Consider the following 20,320-nt stretch of genomic DNA (forward strand, 5'->3'; position numbering starts at 1 on the left):
AAGTAGGCTGGCAGCGTGCAGAAGAAAATTGACCGTTGGGGATTTCAGCAACGGCGTTTCTGCCGTTGCTTCTGCACAAATTACCCACGCTCCCTTCAACAACGGCGTTTCTGCCGCTACTTCCGCGCAAACTAACCACGCTCCCTACAACAACGGCGTTTCTGCCGTTGCTTCCGCACGAATTACCCAAGGTCCCTACAACAACGGCGTTTCTGCCGCTACTTCCGCGCAAACTAACCACGATCCTTACAACAACGGCGTTTCTGCCGCTACTTTCGCGCAAACTAACCACGGTCCTCCAACAACGGCGTTTCTGCTGCTACTTCCGCGCAAATTACCCAAGGTCCCTACAACAACGGCGTTTCTGCCGCTACTTCCGCGCAAACTAACCACGATCCCTCCAGCAACGGCGTTTCTGCCGCTACTTCCGTGCAAACTAACCACGATCCCTACAACAACGGCGTTTCTGCTGTTGCTTCCGCGCAAACTAACCACGCTCCCTACAACAACGGCGTTTCTGCCGCTACTTTCACACAAACTAACCACGGTCCCTACAACAACGGCGTTTCTGCCGTTGCTTCCGCGCAAACTAACCACGCTCCCTCCAAACAACGGCGTTTCTGCCGCTACTCCGCGCAAACTAACCACGGTCTCTCCAACAACGGCATTTGTGCAGTTAGTATCTAAGTAAGTCGGCTACTAGTAGCGCGTCAGATTTAGAATGGTGGAGTAGGGGCGTCGGATGCCCGAAGGACGGAAGGTGTGGAGCGATCCTCCCTCAGGTGTCCCCTTCCCAGAGGGGATTCGTTATTAAATTGATGTTTGTCTCGGCGTTACGGACTGTGGTGCGCTTAATTCGAGTGAGAGTCACGGCTTAGGTAAGTTACGGACACCACAGGCCTTATGATCGAATATTTCGCGCCTAAACGTTCCTTGGAGAGACCCTAAGCGCCTGTCGGTCCGTTAAGCCGCAACAAGTGGCGTTTTCTTGAAAATAACGGCTCTCAGGTCCGCAAGGAGCCGGCTTCGCTGCTGCGGTTTCTCTTCACTAACCCCTGAGGGTATGACCTCACCCACAGATTTAGCTCCGATGGTGGACTCGCACATACCTTTTCTACAATAAAACGAAAAGTATCTTTTTCCTCAACAAAAAGCCATCTGCCAGGTCTTCCCGGCAGATGGCTCCGTTTCATGTACTACTCGCGCGGCTGGCGCATGGTCAGGCTGACCCGGCCTTTCTTGAGGTCAACGCCCAGCACCCAGACGGTAACGTTGTCTCCTACAGAGACAACGTCCATCGGATGCTTCACGAAGCTGCCGCTGAGCTGGGAAATGTGCACCAGCCCGTCGTTCTTGATGCCGATATCGACGAAGGCGCCGAAATCAATTACATTCCGTACGGTTCCCTGCATCTCCATGCCGGGAACCAGGTCCTCGATCTTCAGCACATCTGTGCGGAAGATCGGCTGCGGCAGCTCCTCGCGCGGATCGCGGCCCGGACGCTGCAGGCTCTCCAGGATGTCGCGCAGCGTAGGCACGCCGACCTCCAGCTTCACAGCCAGCTCGGCGGCGTCCTGCGCCTGAAGCTGCTGGGCCACCTCCCTGCTGCCAAGCGCAGCGACATCCAGCCCCAGCTCAAGGAACAGGCGGTCCACCACCGGATAGGATTCCGGGTGGATCGGCGTCCGGTCCAGCGTATTGTTGCCGCCCGGGATGCGCAGGAAGCCGATGCACTGCTCGTAGGATTTGGCGCCCAGGCGCGGCACCTTCTGCAACTGCTTGCGCGTGGTGAACTTGCCGTTCTCCTCGCGGAACTTGACGATATTCTTGGCAATCGTCGCATTGACCCCGGCAACATAAGACAGCAGGGATGCTGATGCTGTATTCACGTCAACGCCAACATGGTTGACCGCCGACTCTACGACACCCTTAAGACTCTCCTCCAGATGCTTCTGGGACACGTCATGCTGATACTGCCCGACCCCAATCGCCTTCGGGTCGATCTTCACCAGCTCCGCGAGCGGGTCCTGCACGCGGCGGGCGATGGAGGCGGCGCTGCGCTCCGCCACATCCAGGTCCGGGAACTCCTCCTGCGCCAGCTTGGAGGCGGAATACACACTGGCTCCGGCCTCATTGACAATGAGGTACGCCAGGCCCGGGTCGCCGATCTCTGCGATGACCTCGGCGGTGAACTGCTCCGTCTCCCGCGAGCCGGTGCCGTTGCCAATGACAATGAGCTGGATGCCATACTTGGCAATCAGCTCTTTGAACTTCGCCGCCGCCTCACGCTTCTTGTTGTTCGGCGGCGTCGGGTAAGTGACCGCCACCTCCAGCAGCTTGCCGGTGTCGTCCACCACGGCCAGCTTGCAGCCGGTGCGGTAGGCCGGGTCGACGCCAAGGACGCTCCGACCCTTCACCGGCGGCTGCAGCAGCAGGCTGCGCAGATTTCCGGAGAAGATGGAAATCGCTTGCGTCTCCCCCTTTTCCGTCATCTCCCCGCGCACCTCGCGCTCCACGGAAGGCGCGATCAGCCGCTTGTAGGCATCCCCGGTCACATCTTCCAGCAGCTCTTTGACCGGAGATGGACCCTTAACCAGCTTCCGCAGGATAAAGGCGTGAATCTTATCGGCAGTCACCTCTATGCCGACCTTCAGCACATTCTCCCGCTCGCCGCGGTTGATGGCAAGAATGCGGTGCGGCGGCATTTTATGTACCGGTTCACGGTAATTATAGTAGTTCTCGTAGACGCTCTCCTGCTCCGTATCCTTGGCTTCCGAGACCAGCACGCCTTGGCTGGCTGTATACTGGCGGACCCAGGAGCGGATCACAGGATCATCGGCAATATTCTCGGCGATGATATCCATCGCGCCTTGAAGCGCCAGCTCTGCGCTCTCAACACCTTTGTCCGCATCCACATATTTTGCCGCTTCCTGAAGCGGCTCCCCCTGACGGCGCTGCTCCATCACCCAATCCGCAAGCGGCTCCAGACCCTTCTCCTTGGCAACACTGGCGCGTGTCTTGCGTTTCTGGCGGAACGGACGGTACAAGTCCTCCACTTCCTGGAGCTTCACCGCCTTCAGAATCTGCTCCTGCAGCTCCTTCGTCAGCTTGCCCTGCTCCTCAATGCTGCGGAGCACATCCTTCTTGCGGTCGCCCAAATTGCGCAGATAGCCTAACCGCTCTTCAATATCGCGCAGCCTATTCTCATCCAGCTCACCGGTCATTTCTTTGCGGTACCGGGCGATGAAGGGAATCGTGTTCCCCTCATCCAACAGCCCTACCGTTGTCCGCACCTGCTTCAGGCTGATCCCAAGCTCCTTGGCTATTGCCTGGATGATCGTTTCCTGCTCCTGCCGGGCCAGCGCTTCCTCAGCGGCCTTATCTGCTTGATTCGTATCCACCGTCAATGCAATCCCTCTTTCCGTACACAATCTGTGTTCAAATAATCCCTACCTGAAATAGTATCACAGATTGACCCGTCACCAAAGTCCGCGCAGGTACAGCCGTTTAACCCTTCATCTGCACACCCGAACGGCCCATCCGTTTTCTTGAGCCCAGCGACATCAGGAAGCAGATGACGAGAACAATTGCCGCGATCACATAAGGGAAATTGACATCCAGGTCGAACAGGACCCCGGCAACGATAGGCCCCGCAATATTGCCGAGACTGGTATATGCGGAGTTCATTCCCATAACGAAGCCCTGTTGTGATTCATCGGCCAGCTTCGAGAGCTGGGTACCGACAGCGGGACGCAGAATATCCATGGACAAGAACACAATGAAGGTCACGGTGACGATAGCCCAGTAGCCATGCACAAGCAATGTCAGGAAGATGAACAGGCCCGAGACAAGCAGAGATACCGAGATCACCCTATTCTCACCGAAACGCTTCAGAATCCAACTGAAAGCCGTAATCTGAATCACTGCTCCCGAAATCGAGCCAAAGGTCAGGACAAAAGCAATATCCTTCGGACTGAACCCAAACTTGTGATCCACAAACAAGCCGAATACTGTTTCATAGTTAGCAAGCCCAAAGGACAGCACAAAAACAATCAAGAGTCCGAAGAAATAAGGCTCACGGTAAGAACGCATAAGCTGAGCGCCAAGGCTTTCCTTATTTTCCTGACTGGACCTCGCCGTGGCAAGCTGTGCATTTGAGCGCGATTCAGGCAATACGATCACAGACACCACGGCAACAAGCGCCGCTACTGCGGCGGCGGTGAAGAACGGAACACGAATGCCAAGCTCAGCCAGATACCCGCCGATTCCCGGTCCGATAATAAATCCGGTAGTAATCGCCGCGTTGATCAGCCCCATGCCTTTGGCCCGTTCCTCCATAGAAGTCGTATCCGCTACATATGCCATGACCGCAGGCATAATCATTGCCGCTCCGACACCGCCGAGCATTCTGGCGGCAAACAGCATCCAGGTGGAATGAGCCAGACCAAACAGCAGCTCCGACAGTGCAAATACAACCAGCCCGCCGACAATGATTTTCTTACGGCCCATCTTATCGGACAGCCCGCCCGCAAAAGGGGAGACGATCAATTGGGTCAGCGAGAAGGCTGCCACCAGCAGACCGACGACACTGCCTCCGATATGCAGCTCATTCATATAAGTAGGCATAATCGGAACAACCAGTCCGATACCCGTAAACGTCAGAAAAATATTCAGCATAAGGAGCAGCATCGCGCCCCTGTTTCTAAGAAGTAAAGTCATTTGTATAACCCTCCGTATTTCAAAACTAATTCTTTATACATCTGTAAGACCGACCATCCGGTCTAATTACACACAGCAAGCAGAAGCACCGGCACCCTCTGTGAAAAGAACAGCGCCGCTCATCTGCATAAGCTTGATATACTGAAATGCTCTACCGGGCACGTATGCCCTGCAGCAGCAGTCCTATTGCTTCCCGGTAATAATTCATGATTTCCTCAGGCCCTTTGTCAATGGACATAATCTCGCAGATTCTGCCGACCCCGTCCAGCAGGCCGACCACCACAATGAGATAATTGTTCAGGTTACCCTTGATCAGATACCCGGAATCCATACTCTCCTGCAGAAGATCGCGGCAAGCTTTCGAGGCGGATTCATGGAGCCGCGCAAGACGCTCATACACCTCAGCGGAATGGGTTCTGGATCTCGAATATTCCTCAAGCGCCTGAATCAGCGGATTCTGGTAATCATTCGCGTAGTGTTCCCCAAGTGCATAGAATCGCTCCTCGTCGCCGCTGGTGAGACTTTTCTTCTGTTCCCACTCCGAGAGCCAGTGCACCAAATCCTCTTCCATCACATACAGAAACAGCTCATCCTTGCTGGGAAAATGGTGGTATAGGCTCCCTTTGCTGACCTTGGCCGCCGAACAGACCTCGTTCATCGTTACCGCTCCGTAGCCCTTCTGTACAAAAAGCTGCGAAGCCTTCTGTACAATTCGTTTCTTCGTTTCTTCTCCGTCAGAACGTCCTTTTATCATGACCGCCCCCTTCTAAACCGACCGACCGGTCTAATTATAGCATGGCTATTGCTTAAATTCCAATTGATTGTTATACCAGTTGAACTATAGATTTTCATACTAGGTCTGGTCGTAACTGCGGGGAATGTTTGGACTTCCGGCCGCTGCCCGTCTGCAGATTTCTTGATTGTTACCGCTCTTCGCGGTGAAAATCCGCAGACAGCTTATGCTTACGATGCCAGCTTTCCTACGGAAAACTCTCAGGCGGTCGCTACCGTTCCTACAGTTCCAAACTTCCCCTCCGTCCCTTCGGCCCTTTTTATATTTTCTTTAGTTCAACTGATATAGACTTTCCAGGTCTGTTCCACTCAAAGAGGCACACCGGCTTATCCGGTGTGCCTCTTATTACACGATCTGTGATCTATAGTCTGCCTGGCTCAAAAATCAATCAGACCCAGACTGATTTGCAGCGAATCATCCACCAGCTTCATCGTTTCATCATCCAGGTGGGTGATCTTATCCGTTAAGCGTTGTTTGTCAATGGTCCGAACCTGCTCCAGCAGGATGACGGAGTCCCGGTCAAAGCCGTGGGCAGCCGCATCAATCTCCACATGCGTGGGCAGTTTAGCCTTCTGAATCTGGGCAGTGATGGCTGCCACAATTACCGTCGGGCTGAAGCGATTGCCAATGTCGTTCTGAATGACCAGTACCGGCCGTACTCCGCCCTGTTCTGAACCCACCACCGGCGAAAGATCGGCAAAAAAAACGTCGCCGCGTTTTACGATCAATATCTACACCCCGCTTACTAAGCGGCCAAGAGTGCTGTCTGCATCTTCCTCCGCGAGAAAAGCCTCGCATGCCATGGTCAAATTAATCTTAGCCATTTCCATGTAGCCACGCTGCATCGACTCCCGGATGGTGCGTTTTCTCCGTTCGCTTAAGTACAGCTTCATGGCCTGCCTGATCAATTCACTCCGGTTGGAGTTCTCTAATTGGACGATTCCATCCACTTCCTGCAAGAGATGATCGGGCAAGCTGATCATGATTCTTTTGGTGTTCTGCAAATTGGCCACCTTCTCTTCCACCCCCACAAACCTTCTACCCTTGTGTTCCAGTGTTGCATTATACAAGGAATTTTATACAAAGAATATATGCCGCCAGTATATCAAGTATGCTGCATCCCATTATAAACTAGAAATGGCGGTTCGTATAGACCATAAGTCACATAGCCTATACGGTATTATCCTCCTATTCAATTCCTGCACAAGTCACACGGCACGGGGATTAGGCCTGCAGCAACGGATTCACCAGGCTTGAAGCAGCACCTTCGCGCACATACACGCGGGGTACACGGTGAGCCAGCATACAGATTACCTCATAGTGGATCGTTCCAAGATGGAGAGCCAGTTCATCTGCCGTGATGGACACGGAGCCTTGGCGGCCGATGAGTACAACCTCTTCGCCAGCTTTGATTTGTTCCGCTTCTTCAGCGAAAGATTCGAGCGTTACCATACACTGGTCCATGCAGATGGTTCCGACGACAGGAACGCGGCGTCCGCGTATTAACACCTCCGCTTTGCCCGTTAGCATGCGGGAATATCCGTCAGCGTACCCCACAGGAAGCGTTGCAATGATCTCTTCCCTGTCTGTGAAGTACCGGGTGCCGTAGCTGATGCCGGAGCCCGGCGGCAGGGTTTTGACATAAACTACCTGCGTCTTCAGCTTCATTACCGGGTGTAAATTCACCAGCTCGCGGTTCACCTCCGTTGAGGGATACAAACCGTACAAGCTTATGCCTACACGCACCATATTGCTGGATAGAAAAGGTGTATCAATGGCCGTAGCGCTATTGCCCGTATGTATGATCGGGATTTCTATATTTCTGTCCCGAAGCGTTTCGGCCACGCTCATGAACCGTCGGTACTGCATCAGTGTATAGCTTTTGTCTTCTTCGTCTGCTTTGGCAAAATGTGTGAACATGCCCTCCAGCTCCGCCTGCGCTACAGAATGCACTTCTTCGATGAAATCGGGAGCGTCAGCCGGAAAAAGCCCCAGCCGTCCCATCCCGCTGTCAATCTTGATGTGCACCTTCAGCCGGTGCTCCGGATCAACAGGAAGCTGCCTTACCGCCTCCAGCACCTCCGGTGTGAACAGTGTCACGGTTACATGGTTCTTCCAGGCAGCGGCTATCCCTTCCGGGGAGGTGTAGCCCAGCACCAGAATAGGAATTAGTATTCCCGCCTGACGCAGCTCCAATGCCTCATCCAAAAAAGCGACACTTACATAATCCGCCCCGAGCCGTTCCAGCTCCCGGGCCACCTCCACTGCTCCGTGGCCGTACGCATTTGCTTTGACGCATCCCATGAACTTGGTCTCCGCCGGCAATACCGAACGAAAGGCCTCGTAATTGGCACGCAGATCATCGAGATTAATCTCGGCTACTGTGGGTCGATAGCTTACTTGCACTTCCGAGTCACCTTCTAACATTGTAGTAAATCATCTCTGCGGCATCTTATAGATCTGATGTCTTACTGTCAATGGTAATGCTAATGGAAGGCGACTGTCAATGTGAGCGGGCTATCCTGCTGCTGATCCTCCAAAGGTACCTTATGGAGCATATTCTCCCTTTTATTTAGCAAAACGGATACTGCATGTAGAGGAAAGGCTCCCACTATGCGCAGTATCCGCCTACTGATATTTACTTACCCGATTGTTCCTCCATAGAAGCGGCAATTTGCATCATTTCGTTCACAGGAAGATTTGCGCTCGTAATCCGGTACTCTACACCATCGCTCATCCAGGTCAGCGTCTGCTGCTCGTCGCCGGTCAGAACCCCTGCGGTGAATCCAAGATCAATAAGTGTCCCCGGAGCCAGCGATACAGCACGGTCGAGCGGCCGGGCTTCGATGATTGTGTACTGGTAAGTTCCGTCATAGCGGAGGAGCACGGAGTGATCCTTGCTGGCTTCGATTTTATTGGAGTCTTTGAGCTGTACACCGGCCGGAATATAACCCGGCTCAATAATTCCGAAGTCGCCAAGCTCGGCAGTTGCCGGCTGATTGGCCTGTTCTCCACTCTCCGGTGCGTCTACCAAATTGCCGTTCTCGTCAACCTCGGCTACCGTGCTTTTGGACGGAGTGCCGGCGGTCATATTCTTTTGCATATCAAAAGAATCCTTGGTGAATTCCGGATCGAACTTGAAGCTGTCGAACTTCACGTTGACCACAACCTTGGCTTCGGAATCGGAGACCTGCACCTGCTTCGGCTCATAGGTTTTTTTGGCGAGCCAGATCTTCTGGCGGACCAGTGCGCTGCTCTGATAATTCGCGGCTACCTCAAACACATAATTGTCTCCGTCCTCCACAAACTGGCGGTTGTTGTCGGCAACTATGCCCCGGAGCAGCGTCTGGTACAGATAGACCTGGCCTTGGTTGTCGGGCCAGTCACTCTGGAAGCGGAAGCTTTTGCCAAGGCTTGGTGTAAGCACGAATACGCCCTCATCATTGCGCAGCACAATTTGCGTAACATCCTTCTGGAGGTTCGACAGGCTGATCCGGTAGTAGGAAGGATTCTTGTACCATACCTCTACCCTATACTCCTGCGGCTGCTCGCCGGTGTACAGCGTCATTGTGCCTGAGCCCTGGTAAGCCCCCTGCTTGCTCTCCAGCTTGTCAGACACATTGTTCAAATCCTTGACCACGGAAGCGGCATCCTTCTTCCCGCACCCCGCGAGCACCAGGGTCACGCTCATAATGATTGCGAGTACCCATGTTATCCGGCGCATGACATCATCCCCTTAACCTGTTTTGAAAAGCATTGATTAGTACATGTCTATGAGGGACTTGCCTGCAATATGCAGACGGGCATGACAAGCATGAAGGATTATCATGGCTGTCAAGGCAGCAGCAAAAAGCCTGCGCAGGGCGCAGGCTTAAGCTACCAACCAACTCATATGAACGTTTACCAGGACCAATTAAATAGGGATAAGTCACGGATCAGCAGACCGCTTTTTTCCAATCGGACAAGTTCTTCTTCCACTTCTGTATCCAAGCTGCTCATGTGCTCATGCGCGGTATTAATCAGCCAAGGCTCCTCACCTTTCAGAAAGCAAAGATCGTCCGGCACCCTTGGCTGCACCCAGGAATACAGTCCCGTTGAGCAGGCAAGAAGAAGATCTGCTGCATCCGGGGAACAATGAAAATAATGAATTTCCGCATAATGCCCGAACAACCGTGTTCCCGGCCAATGGTCAGCCTTTCTGGTTTCGATGAAATAGGGCTGGAGGCGTTCCAGCAGGTCATAACCTTCAGGCTCCAGTTCCATTTGATCCCGCTTGACCAGGATAAACGTATCGCAAGCTTCCATCGCCAGGTGTACCAGGGCACGGTAAGTCTCCCCCACAGGCTCCTGCAAAATCGTATAGATATCGTCGGCCTCCTCTCTTCTATATCAACCGCGCAATCTTCTCAATCTCCACGGCGGAAGCGGCAAGCTGCTGCATGGAGGCTGTTATTTCCTCCGTCGCTGCCGCCTGGCGCTCGCTCTGCCCCAGACAATCCAGCAGCGTTGCATCCATCCGGGTAATGTTCATCTTGATCCGCTCCAGGATACCGGCGATTTCCTTGGCTGAGGCTGCGCTGGAGACGGACATTTTGCGGATCTCCTGCGCAACGATGCCGAAGCCGCGTCCATGCTCGGCAGCATGCGCAGCTTCAATGGCGGCGTTGAGGCCCAGCAGGTTGGAGTTGTCCGCCACTTTGGTAATGAACTCCAGAATCTCATCCGTCTTATGCAGCTCTTCCACAACCTTCTGGCCGAGCACCTTAAGCTCGCTTACGGTATTCGCCAAATCGGTGGCAGTCCCTGCAATTTCTTCGGAGGTCATGCTGATCTCTTCAGAGGTAGTCGCCAGGGTATTCGCCGCATAACTTAACGTTTCTTGATTGCTTAAGCTGATGCCAATCGTAAAAACCCCGGTAATCTCCCCGCCCTCCCCATGAATGGGTATGGAGGAGGATTTGAAGGGCCAGCCGTAGATTTCCTTCGGAATATTGGCACTGACCTCTTCTCCCGTCTCGAGCGCCTTCCGGATTCCGCCGCTTGGCGGGACCGGCATGCCCTCTTGAACGCGAATATCCAGCTCCGTTCCAGGGAGGTAATAGATAAACTTCTCCTTATCCGCCAAGGCGAACATGACATCAATCGGAAATAACCGCTGCACTAGCGGCAATGATAGTTTCAGAGATTCCAGCAATTGTTCAATATCAGTCTCATTTTGGCTTATCAAAGCTTAACAGCTCCCCTATTACTGCATTTTTTTGAACATTATAGCATAAGAGCAACATTGGATCAGGGACAAGAGTTATAGCATACAAGGAGCCCGCAAAAAGGCGGACTCTCAAAGCTATTTCTGTCCTACCAAATTATACTGAGAATTTCGGAATGCTCTCTTGCTCAAAAGCATTCTGATTTGCGAGACTTCATTTTTTTGTTATGGAGATTCATTGCAGTGTTACCCTTTTTGCATCGTGATGTCTGAAACTTATTTTCTATATCGGATAGGCGTGAGAACTGTTAAATATTTAGCATTAAAAATATGTGTCGGTTTGCCGATAATTTAACAGATCCGCTTTCGGATGACATATATCATAGGGGAGACTTAACTACATGAGAACAACTAACGAACTATTGAACAAAATCAGGAACGTTTCTTTGAAGGTTAAGCTTCCGGCTTTATTGAGCTTGCTTGTTGCTGCGGTGCTTCTGGCGACATCAGTTACGGTGTATTTATTCTCCTCCGATTTACTGCTCAGAAAAAGCAAGGACGAGATTAACGCCAACAGCGACCGCATCAGTGAAGGGCTGTGGACAGCAATGCAGCTCCAGGAACAGACTTCTTATGTGATTTCTGTACATAACACCTTTAAGGAGCTATTGAGGCTTAGAGCAGAAGGAACTCTGCCGGATCAGGGGTTCTTTTCCTCAGAAAATCCATATTTGAACAAAGCCAATACAATCCTGAAGGATAGCATACAAGGAGCACGGGGCACTGACTCGATGCTCGTTCTCGATACCAAAGGAACTATTGTTGCAGGAACAAACACTGAATCCATCGGACAGTCCAGATCCGACCGTGAATACTATTTGAAAACGATAAAAGGGGCCTCGTTCATCAGCGATGCGGTCAAGTCTAAAACCAATGAGAAAATATTGATTGTTTTTGCCCAGCCCATCAAAGATTTAGACGGTAAGATATTGGGCGTGTTCGCCATGACTGTAGACAGCAGCTTCTTTGTCGATAAACTGGGCGACATTAAAATCAACGGCAGAGGTCAGATCGAGGTGCTTAGCCGGAGCGGAATTCTCCTGTATCATTCAACCGATGCGTCCAAGGTTGGGCAAAGCGGCGTAGACAGTCCGCAAATGAAGGCATTGCTGGCTGTTCGCGCTTCCGGTGATCTGGCAACGCAAACGGTGGACACCGCTGAAGATTATTTGAGACTCAGTAAAATTCCAAATGCAGATCTTACAATTTCTGTTACCGATTCCTATAGCGATATCAAACGGCCTGTGAACGATATGCTGAATAAGGTGCTGCTGATTACGGTTCTGGCGCTGCTTGTTGCCGTCGGCTTTGGACTATTGTTATCCCGTTCAATTACGACTCCCATCGTTAAGTTAACAAAACTGTTCAAGACTTTGGCCCAGGGTGATCTGACCGTAGAAGCCGACGGGAAATATAAAAGCGAGTTCAAGGACCTGGCTGACAGCTTCAATAGCATGGTCCGGCAAAATAAAGCGCTAATCACCAATATGAACAACTCCATCCATGTGCTCCACACAAGCACCAATGAGCTTGAGGAAACCTCCAAGCAGACTGCCCGCTCTATTGATGAAACCTCCGTAACCTCTATGGGCATTGCCCAGGCGATGGAGCTGCAGTCCAATGACACTGAACATATCGTTGATAAGTTCTATGGATTCGGTGAGAAATTTGCGGAGATGAACAGCAAGGCCCAAGCCGTTAGGGAAAGGGCAGAGGAGATTATTGAGGTCTTCCATACGAGCAACCAGGTGGTCGAGAATTTGATTGAGATCAGTGACAAGAACGAACAGGAGGTTCAAAAAATCTCCGCCATCACCGTCAAGCTGCAAGAAAGCTCCAACAGCATCAGCCATATTACCGGTGCAATCAGCCAGATTGCCAATCAGACCAACCTGCTTGCCCTTAATGCATCTATCGAAGCTTCGAGAGCCGGAGAGCATGGCCGGGGTTTTGCAGTAGTTGCCTCCGAGATTCGGAAGCTCGCTGAGCAAAGCTCGAAGCAATCAAGTGAAATCTATTCCATTATTCAGCAGAATCTGGCGTTTGTAGCTGAGAATAATGACAGCGTGATGGAAATCAACAACATTTCGGCGATGCAGGATCAGCTTGTAGCGCAGACTCAGGAAGCATTCCAGACCATCCTGGAGAAAATCACGAACATTACGGATCAAATAAAAGCTATGGCTGACGAGGTTGCCCATATGCAGAAGGACAAGGACGGCGTTCTGGAGTCGGCGCAAAGTCTCTCAGCTACAGGCGAAGAGGTCTCCGCTTCGGTGGAGGAAGTAACTGCTACAATGATGGAGCAGTCCGCTACTGTCCGCCAGTTAGCTGAAATGGTTGAAACCATTGATCAGCTCACCAAGGATTTGGCAAATGCAGCCGCAACCTTCAAGGTGGAGTAACATACAAGGAGGTCCCGGCAACCATCTCAGGTTGCCGGGACCTCCTTCCATTGTAGATGCTTCTTCCTATTCTATGGGGAAATAAAGGTCCATGCAGACCGCTTCACCGTTCTTCAGCTCCTCCTCCAGCCAGAAGCGTTCCTGCTCACAGGAGGTTCTGTAACCTCTGCTGTTCACCCAATCGGCGAGCTTCTTCCAGCCCAGCGGAATACGCTCGAAAGGATCGACCATCGGCTCAGTAATCCGCAGCATTGCGTATTTGCAGCCCTCCACATGCTTGTACACAAGCCCGGTTTCCAGAACCGCAGGCTGTTCCTCTACCGTTACCCAATATTCGTAACCCCGCAGCCCCTTCTCCTGATCCTCACCCTCGACAGGGACATCAAAACCAAAACGTCTTGCCCCAGGCTGTACCCCTGCCTTTTCTGCCCATTCGGTTACAAAGCGGATTACTTCATCTTCCGGGTTATCGCTGATCCGAACCCCGCTCACTACCTTCATTGCTTCCAAGCTGCCAATCGTAACCTCACTTAAATAATCCATCAGAAATCCTCCTTGGAATTGCTTGATTTGTTCCTTCAGCACCGGCTTGGGCGGCAACGCATACCTTGCGGTTCTGCACCTGCTGGGCAATTGGCCGAATTCCTGCTGAAAGGCTCTGCTGAACGCCCGCTCTGAGCTGTAGCCGTAGTCCAGCGCTATGTCCAGAATTCTTGTGCCGTGCATAACATCCAGCATCGCGTAGCCGAGCCGCCTCTTGCGGACATACTCCATCAGAGTGACATCAAGGTAAATGCCAAATATCCGGTGAAAATGAAATTTGGAGAACCCCGAGAGCTGCGCACACTCCTCAATGGAAACCGGTCCTTTCAGATTCTCTTCAATGTAATCAATGACCTTCTGCAAATGTTCTATATAACCCTGACTCAAGCGCTTCACTTCCTCGTTGCAACGATTACCTTTATTATATTAATCGCTTCCATCCGGCACAGGACATTTATTGCTAATTTCAAAATGAGCATAATAAAAAAACAGACCAATCATGGTGGTAGACCATAATCGAGCTGCTTAATGTAATGACGAAATCTTTATACGGGTATTACATGGGTTGTATGTGTTATTGATTAAATAATTAGTTCATTCGGCACGGGGTAGCCCCATCCTTGAAGGAAGCAAAAAGGCGTAAACAAAATTTTGCAAGACTCATTCGGTTAACATATTTAAAAACTCATCAAAGCTGTTACTTGTAAAATAAGTTACAGGATCTAAATCTGAAGATTCTTCATGATTCCAAACGCAAACAGATGGCTCTGTTTTATCAGTATTTCTATAGTCTAAACATACAAAGTCGCCTGCAAATAGAACAGCTATTGGCAATAACTCAGTACCTACTAAGTTTTCGTCTGAAACAATTCTTTCATCTAACTGAGTTCTAACTACTCCTATATCGTAGAATTCATCATCCCTCTCCCCAGTTACCTTCAAGATACTTAAAAACCTATCAACTGCATAACTATGGTTGTTACATATAAAACTATCTTTTACAGGAGAAGCACCATTAGATTTTTTTATAAATTCTTTATATTCATCCGGCAATTTAATTCTCCACTTGTTTTCTTTTTCAGTCAGCAGAACATCATCCGGCAATGGATATATTATAGTTTCATCCTTAACTTCCATTTTCTCTACCTCCTAAAAAATATTATCTCGGAGCGTCAGCCCACATACCTGCCGTCCGCCCGCCATTGTGAGGTGTAATGTTGTGAATACCAAATGGAACAAGCTCCATTTTACCAGGAATTTCCTTATGATGCCATGTCATTCCTTTTCTCGTACCACCTATCTGCTCATCTAACCACTTAAACTATTCTTTATCAGATAACTCCCAAAATCTTTCTGGTAGCTGAACAGTTTCTTCAACTACACCTGCACTTGCAAAATCAGCAAATCCATATTTCATTCCATCAATTTTTGTAACCTTTATTTCTGGAATATGTCCATTTGCTACTGCCATTTCTTTTATCTTTCTTTTTTGAGCAGCAGACAAGCTATCCCCACCAGGGATAGTATCATCCCAAGACCAAGGTTTGTTTAAATCCACTTGTTCTTTGTATATTTTTGCATAATCTTCAATTACTTCATCAAATTTCTTATTCCCATTTATAAAGTCATCTATATTTTTTAGATTTGCTTTACCCGTCCCCTCAACAATCCTCCCGCCCTTTTCTTTACGGAGTATTTCCATCTCATTATCGAAATTGATTTGCACAGGTGTCTTTGGTAGTGACTTTGTATCCGTCTGAATATCGTCAATCCTGAATTGTAATCCTTCATTTGTACTGAATTGTGGCGATTGCCCAGGAAACTTAAACTCTTGTACTGGACCTTTTGGAAGCTTTGGCTTCAGTATTCCACCACCTGTAGACAGCAAGGACTCTTCTACAGGACCATACAACAATGTCACCATTCCCAGACTGTTTAACCAATGGTCGGCTGACCAGGCTTCTTCGGGATTGAATGCTCCCTTTGCCATCTCCACGGTCCCCAGTGTCAACCAATCCGCAAACTTCTCTGTCGAATCAAACATATGGTCGGACCGGTCTTTTGCTCCCTCATACACCGCAGTGGGAAGATCGCCTGTTATCCCTAACGTCAGCCAATTGAAAAAGTCATACGGGGAATCTGTCGCCTGATCCGCACGGGCTCTTAACCTATCCACAAAACCTGTCCCAATCTCTTTGAAGCTGTCCAGCGATTTAAAGAAGGCGTTTTTTGACTCCTCGGGATCGTTCTTGTTTTCGTCTGACTCTTTGTTTACAAACAGATTATATCTTCCTAATTGGGCGATTGAAGAAGTTAATTTAGCAACGTCTCCCCAAGCTTCTGCACCTTGGTTCGTCATCACATGCACACCCAAATTAACCCCGGTGGCGATCATTTGTTTCATTGTAGCATGGATACCTTCCAGTTGCTCTTTCGCCCAATTGCCTTTGTCCCCCTTCTCCATCGCTGTCCGCAGCAGGAGTTGGTACGCTTCATTCTGTACTAGCGGTACGCTACTAGTCGTAATTGACGGATCATAGTCACACGCCTTCACCGCCGGCTGCTTGAAGTGCGCGCTTAGATCTTTCCCCCCCTCATATTGAACCTTACTAACGCCCAGAGATTCCAGCCTCTTGCGTGCTTCTTCCGCCAGCTTGTGCATCGCATCCATTTGCGTTTGATTTCCAAATGCCTGATATACATCGTAGGCCGTCTGCGCCTTCGCGATCAGATTCCGTGCTTCATAGATATCGTTTAGTTTGCTTTGCGCAGCTATCCCCTCGATGGTCCCCAAACCGGATTTTTGGAGGATGTCCCGAAGATTCCTCACCATTGGATCGCTATCCAGCTCATCCCGGCCTGTTAGGGCAGCAATGGAGGAGATCAGTTTCGTCGCTGCCTTCTGCGCAAAGGTTGGAACCGAAAACCTTCCTTGGCTTCCGTTCCCCCCGAAACTTCCGAACATGCCTGCAAAGAGGCTGAACTGCTGGGTGAGCTGGCTTGCCTGCCGTTTGTTCTCCTCCTGGAGACCTTGGACACCCTTTACAGCTTGACGGATGATATCTTCAAGCTTTTCTGCCTCCACCGTTAATTCGTTAATGAGCACCTGAGCTTGCACCAGGTCTTGTCCCAATGGAATGCCGCCCCAGTTGTTGGCTTGGCCTTTTAGTTGCATGTACAGCAGATTCGTGTCCTGGCTCACCTGGCCTATCTTCGTTCGCAGGCGTTCGACCTCATCTGCATTAAATATTAGCTTCGTTGACGCCATGTGCTTCCCCAATCTTTTTCATCATTTTGTTGATGTGATCCTTATCAGTATCGGATTTTTTTTCCAATAGGTTAATAGATATCCAGAGAGCTTGGGCATCTAGACGATAATAACCCGCAAGCAGGCCGCTTTTTTCAAAGTTTCCTGCTTACGGGTCATAGATTAAGGCTCTACACTCTTTCTATTCGCTTATCAGCGGATAGACTCAGCGATCTTCAGCACTTCGGCCCGGTCCAGGCCGCGGGTGTTGATGCTATACAGCACACCGTCCGCCTCCCAATCGAGGTTGCTATCGTTCATCATTACAGCATCATTGCCGTTCACTTGCACTTTTTCCAGCTTGCCGCTGGTTGACATTTCATAAGCCGTTTCTTCATCGGAGTAGCGCAGTTGCATCGAAATCTTCTGGCCTTCCTTCTTACTGGTGAAGTACAAATTAAGATACTTGCCGTTTACTGCTCCTTCCGCAGAGGTATAAAATTCTCCCCGGTCAAAAGCAAACCCTTCCGGCAAATATTCCGGCAGCTTGACCTTGAAAAGTGCGTATTTATCCAGCTCCGCCTGCTCCTTCGCAACGAACACGTTCTCCGCTGCTTCCTTATCGAGCTTTTCCTGTTCGCTCTTCGTAATCAGCTTATCGCCGTCAAAGTTAACAATCTGCTCTCCATCGGCGTTATAGACCTTATCAAGCTTCTCTGTATAAGAGGTTATCCTATTGCCGTCCTTGTCAAAAAGCTTGCCCTTAAGCGCCTCTGGAAACTCTGGAGCCTGCTCGGGCTCATCTACGCTCACAATGATGTTCCCCAAATTGATCGTCTGCAGCACTCTGTCCAGCATCTCCTGGGCAAAGGATGGTTTAACGAAGGTCACACTCAGCACCCCTGCCACCAGAATAGAGGCCAGGATCATGGCCGGTCGTTTGAGGCTCTGTCTAATTTTCATTTTTCTGTCCTCCTGTTCGAAATGGTTCCGGTTCCGTACCTTGGAGAGAACGGCCGCCCTTGGGGAAGCGCTGCTGAAATCCTTGCCGGCCAGAGTCTTGCTCAGCTCCAGCAGCTCAAGATATTCCGGTGAACCGTCCCACTGATCGGGTTCCTTATGATGAAGGCCTCCGTCGATATCCCTGGAGAATCTTTCTACCGTATCTTTGGTATTCACAGCCGCTCCACACTCCCTATTTCAGATTTTAGTTTTCGCATGCTGCGGTAAAGGATGACGCCGACGTTGCTCTCGGAAATCCCTGTGAGACTGGAAATTTCCTTATTCTTCAGATCTGCCCCGAATTTCAGCGCCACAATATTGCGTTCTTTCGCACTCAGGGTATCCAGCGCACGGCTCAACTGGCCGCTTCGCTCTCCCTCCAGCAGTTGCTCCTCCGGCACCTGTCTGCTCGAAACCAGTTCCCGGATCATCTCCAGGGGGAAGAAGCGGGTTCGCTTCAAGCTCCGGTAATAATCGTTCACTACATTTCGGGCTATGGCAAACAGCCATACCTCCAGCGGTGCTTTATCCGGGGAGTAGCTATGCAGCTTGGACAATGTCTTTTCGAAGACCAGACTGGTCAGATCCTCGGCCGTATAACGGCAACTGACGCGATAAGCGGTGTAGTTAAATATTCTTGTATAGTACGTTTCAAAAATCGTTGTAAATAGCCTATCTGTCTCTGCGGCGGTATCAGTAGCTGTCTCTTCCTTAATACTCTTTTGCCTAAAAGATTGTAACAATGCGCGCTCTTGCATCCTTCAAGCTCTCCTTTCCTGCATAATTTCACTTGGCCAAGTAATTTTACTCCAGCTAATACGCAGGATTTGCAGTTTCATTACATTAGTATTATAGATTGTCTCGCACAAAAGAAGTGCCCCGGCAGACTGGCTCATGCAGCCTGCCGGGGCACTTCTTCGAACAACACAACCTTTACGCTTATTTACGCTCCGTTAAATAGTACAGGAATGCCATGATCGGCAGCGCCATTCCGATCAGGGTGGTCAACCCCCAGCCGCTGTAAGCATATGCCCAGCCCCCCAGGGAGGAGCCAATGGCTCCGCCGATGAAGAAAATCGCCATAAACAGCCCGTTCAAGCGGCCTCTCGCTTCGCTGCCAAGTGAATAAATCGCCCGTTGGCCAAGCACCAAATTACCCGAAACGCCCATATCCAGCAGAATTGCTGCCAGAACCAGCAGCCCGAGAGTGACTCTGGAATCATTCTGAAACAGATAAGCGATTAAAAAAGCAGCAGTCGCAAGCATAAACGCAAGCCCCGTCAGCCGTCTCGTCCAGCCCCGGTCAGCCCATCTTCCGGCGATTGGAGCAGCGACTGCCCCAGCTACACCGGCCAGAGCAAACAGGGCAATGCCCTGCTGGGTCAGATGATACGTATCCGCCAGCCGCAAGGAAACGGTCGTCCAGAACAAGCTGAAGGTTCCGAACAGACTGGCTTGATAAATCGCCCGGCGGCGCAGCACTGGAGTGTTCTTCAGAAGAGTTCCCAGGGAACGAATCAGTCCGCTGTAGTTCATCGTAGGCACAGGCTGGCGTTTGGGAAGAACGCGGGATAGCAGCAGAGTCAACATTGCAGTTCCTACAGCGGATATAGCAAAGATCGCATGCCAGCCCCAGAGGCCGGAGACAAAGCTTGCCAGCGGGCGGGCGAACATAATACCGAGCAGCAGGCCGCTCATCACATTGCCCACCACGCGTCCGCGATGCTCTTCAGCAGCCAAATAGGAGGCATAGGGCACCAGAACCTGCGCGGCAACAGAGCCGAGACCGATGAACAAAGCGGCTGCCAGAAAGATCGGCGCATTAGGGGCCATTGTAGCCACAACCAGGGCAACGAACACGACAAGCAGCGAGGCTACCGTCAAACGGCGATTTTCAATAATATCGCTTAGCGGAACCACAAACAACAGACCAATTACATAGCCGATCTGTGTCAGGGTTACAATTAGACCTGCTGCACCGGAGGAGAGATGTGTAGCCTCGCTGATCGGTCCCACCAGCGTCTGGGCATAGTACAGATTAGCTACAATAAGTCCGCAGGAGGCCGCCAGCAGAAAAGTGATCCAGCCGGGAGTGGGGTTACTTTCCGCGCGCTCCTTTGCACGGTTCTCATGGTTCACTTGATTGACCTGATTCATAGAAAATTCCACCCTTCACCTTTAAATACTGAACGTTTGGTTTATTAATTATGATCTTATAATATACTGAACGTACAGTTTTGTAAATAGGCTAATACAAATAATTTATTTGACTGTTTACCTTCTACAGCTAATCCTTTGTCAGACTGGCTAACCTGATGCAATCTTTTGTATAATGAACGTATAGT

General features: G+C 50.6%; 18 protein-coding genes. 2 read left to right on the forward strand and 16 right to left on the reverse strand.

Annotated features, from left to right (window positions below; all coding sequences use genetic code 11):
* The first annotated feature begins 28 nt into the window (after nucleotides 1-28).
* The gene (locus B212_RS34640; RefSeq protein WP_156830175.1) at nucleotides 29-691 is read left to right on the forward strand and encodes a hypothetical protein; all 663 of its coding nucleotides are present in this window, start codon (nucleotides 29-31) and stop codon (nucleotides 689-691) included.
* A gap of 505 nt (nucleotides 692-1,196) precedes the next feature.
* Here the strand turns inward: B212_RS34640 and B212_RS0120930 are convergent.
* From B212_RS0120930 to B212_RS35760, 9 genes are all read right to left on the reverse strand, one after another.
* Nucleotides 1,197-3,362 carry a Tex family protein gene (locus B212_RS0120930; RefSeq protein WP_232231568.1) on the reverse strand — a complete coding sequence of 722 codons (2,166 nt, stop codon included), beginning with the start codon at nucleotides 3,360-3,362 and terminating at the stop codon, nucleotides 1,197-1,199.
* Between the two features lie 145 nt (nucleotides 3,363-3,507).
* A complete protein-coding gene (locus tag B212_RS0120935; protein WP_019913010.1) occupies nucleotides 3,508-4,719 on the reverse strand; it encodes an MFS transporter in 1,212 nt (403 codons plus the stop codon).
* A 151-nt stretch (nucleotides 4,720-4,870) separates the two neighbouring features.
* The gene (locus B212_RS0120940; RefSeq protein ID WP_019913012.1) at nucleotides 4,871-5,473 is read right to left on the reverse strand and encodes a TetR/AcrR family transcriptional regulator; all 603 of its coding nucleotides are present in this window, start codon (nucleotides 5,471-5,473) and stop codon (nucleotides 4,871-4,873) included.
* Nucleotides 5,474-5,889: 416 nt separating this feature from the next.
* Nucleotides 5,890-6,240 carry a type II toxin-antitoxin system PemK/MazF family toxin gene (locus B212_RS0120945; RefSeq protein ID WP_019913013.1) on the reverse strand — a complete coding sequence of 117 codons (351 nt, stop codon included), beginning with the start codon at nucleotides 6,238-6,240 and terminating at the stop codon, nucleotides 5,890-5,892.
* A 3-nt stretch (nucleotides 6,241-6,243) separates the two neighbouring features.
* Complete coding sequence (locus B212_RS0120950) at nucleotides 6,244-6,525, reverse strand: CopG family ribbon-helix-helix protein (protein ID WP_028530971.1); 282 nt, start codon at nucleotides 6,523-6,525, stop codon at nucleotides 6,244-6,246.
* 211 nt (nucleotides 6,526-6,736) lie between these two features.
* Entirely contained in the window at nucleotides 6,737-7,918 is a 1,182-nt protein-coding gene (gene alr / locus B212_RS0120955) for an alanine racemase (protein WP_019913015.1), read from the reverse strand.
* 232 nt (nucleotides 7,919-8,150) lie between these two features.
* The gene (locus B212_RS0120960) at nucleotides 8,151-9,236 is read right to left on the reverse strand and encodes a LolA family protein (RefSeq protein ID WP_019913016.1); all 1,086 of its coding nucleotides are present in this window, start codon (nucleotides 9,234-9,236) and stop codon (nucleotides 8,151-8,153) included.
* A gap of 176 nt (nucleotides 9,237-9,412) precedes the next feature.
* Entirely contained in the window at nucleotides 9,413-9,853 is a 441-nt protein-coding gene (locus B212_RS0120965; RefSeq protein WP_198015877.1) for a hypothetical protein, read from the reverse strand.
* A gap of 43 nt (nucleotides 9,854-9,896) precedes the next feature.
* Nucleotides 9,897-10,739 (reverse strand): methyl-accepting chemotaxis protein, encoded by an 843-nt coding sequence (locus tag B212_RS35760; RefSeq protein WP_019913019.1) that lies wholly within the window; start codon nucleotides 10,737-10,739, stop codon nucleotides 9,897-9,899.
* Nucleotides 10,740-11,119: 380 nt separating this feature from the next.
* Here B212_RS35760 and B212_RS0120975 point away from each other — a divergent pair, with 380 nt between their 5' ends.
* Entirely contained in the window at nucleotides 11,120-13,183 is a 2,064-nt protein-coding gene (locus tag B212_RS0120975; protein WP_019913020.1) for a methyl-accepting chemotaxis protein, read from the forward strand.
* A 66-nt stretch (nucleotides 13,184-13,249) separates the two neighbouring features.
* On the opposite strand, the gene B212_RS33310 is transcribed toward B212_RS0120975, so the two are convergent.
* The 7 genes from B212_RS33310 to B212_RS0121005 form a co-directional block, all read right to left on the reverse strand.
* Entirely contained in the window at nucleotides 13,250-14,113 is an 864-nt protein-coding gene (locus B212_RS33310) for a helix-turn-helix domain-containing protein (protein ID WP_019913021.1), read from the reverse strand.
* A 273-nt stretch (nucleotides 14,114-14,386) separates the two neighbouring features.
* Nucleotides 14,387-14,863: an SMI1/KNR4 family protein gene (locus B212_RS0120985; RefSeq protein ID WP_019913022.1), complete on the reverse strand. Its 477-nt coding sequence runs from the start codon at nucleotides 14,861-14,863 to the stop codon at nucleotides 14,387-14,389.
* 22 nt (nucleotides 14,864-14,885) lie between these two features.
* Complete coding sequence (locus B212_RS35765) at nucleotides 14,886-15,026, reverse strand: HNH endonuclease signature motif containing protein (RefSeq protein ID WP_269637019.1); 141 nt, start codon at nucleotides 15,024-15,026, stop codon at nucleotides 14,886-14,888.
* Nucleotides 15,027-15,047: 21 nt separating this feature from the next.
* Nucleotides 15,048-16,994: a hypothetical protein gene (locus B212_RS35485; protein WP_019913023.1), complete on the reverse strand. Its 1,947-nt coding sequence runs from the start codon at nucleotides 16,992-16,994 to the stop codon at nucleotides 15,048-15,050.
* 192 nt (nucleotides 16,995-17,186) lie between these two features.
* Nucleotides 17,187-18,152 (reverse strand): DUF4367 domain-containing protein, encoded by a 966-nt coding sequence (locus B212_RS0120995; protein ID WP_019913024.1) that lies wholly within the window; start codon nucleotides 18,150-18,152, stop codon nucleotides 17,187-17,189.
* Nucleotides 18,149-18,733 carry a sigma-70 family RNA polymerase sigma factor gene (locus B212_RS0121000; RefSeq protein WP_019913026.1) on the reverse strand — a complete coding sequence of 195 codons (585 nt, stop codon included), beginning with the start codon at nucleotides 18,731-18,733 and terminating at the stop codon, nucleotides 18,149-18,151. The genes B212_RS0120995 and B212_RS0121000 overlap by 4 nt, the downstream gene beginning before the upstream one ends.
* A gap of 181 nt (nucleotides 18,734-18,914) precedes the next feature.
* Nucleotides 18,915-20,132, reverse strand: a complete 1,218-nt coding sequence (locus B212_RS0121005; RefSeq protein WP_019913027.1) for an MFS transporter — start codon at nucleotides 20,130-20,132, stop codon at nucleotides 18,915-18,917.
* Nucleotides 20,133-20,320 lie beyond the last annotated feature (188 nt).

This window comes from Paenibacillus sp. HW567 (assembly GCF_000374185.1).
GTDB lineage: Bacteria > Bacillota > Bacilli > Paenibacillales > Paenibacillaceae > Paenibacillus_AQ.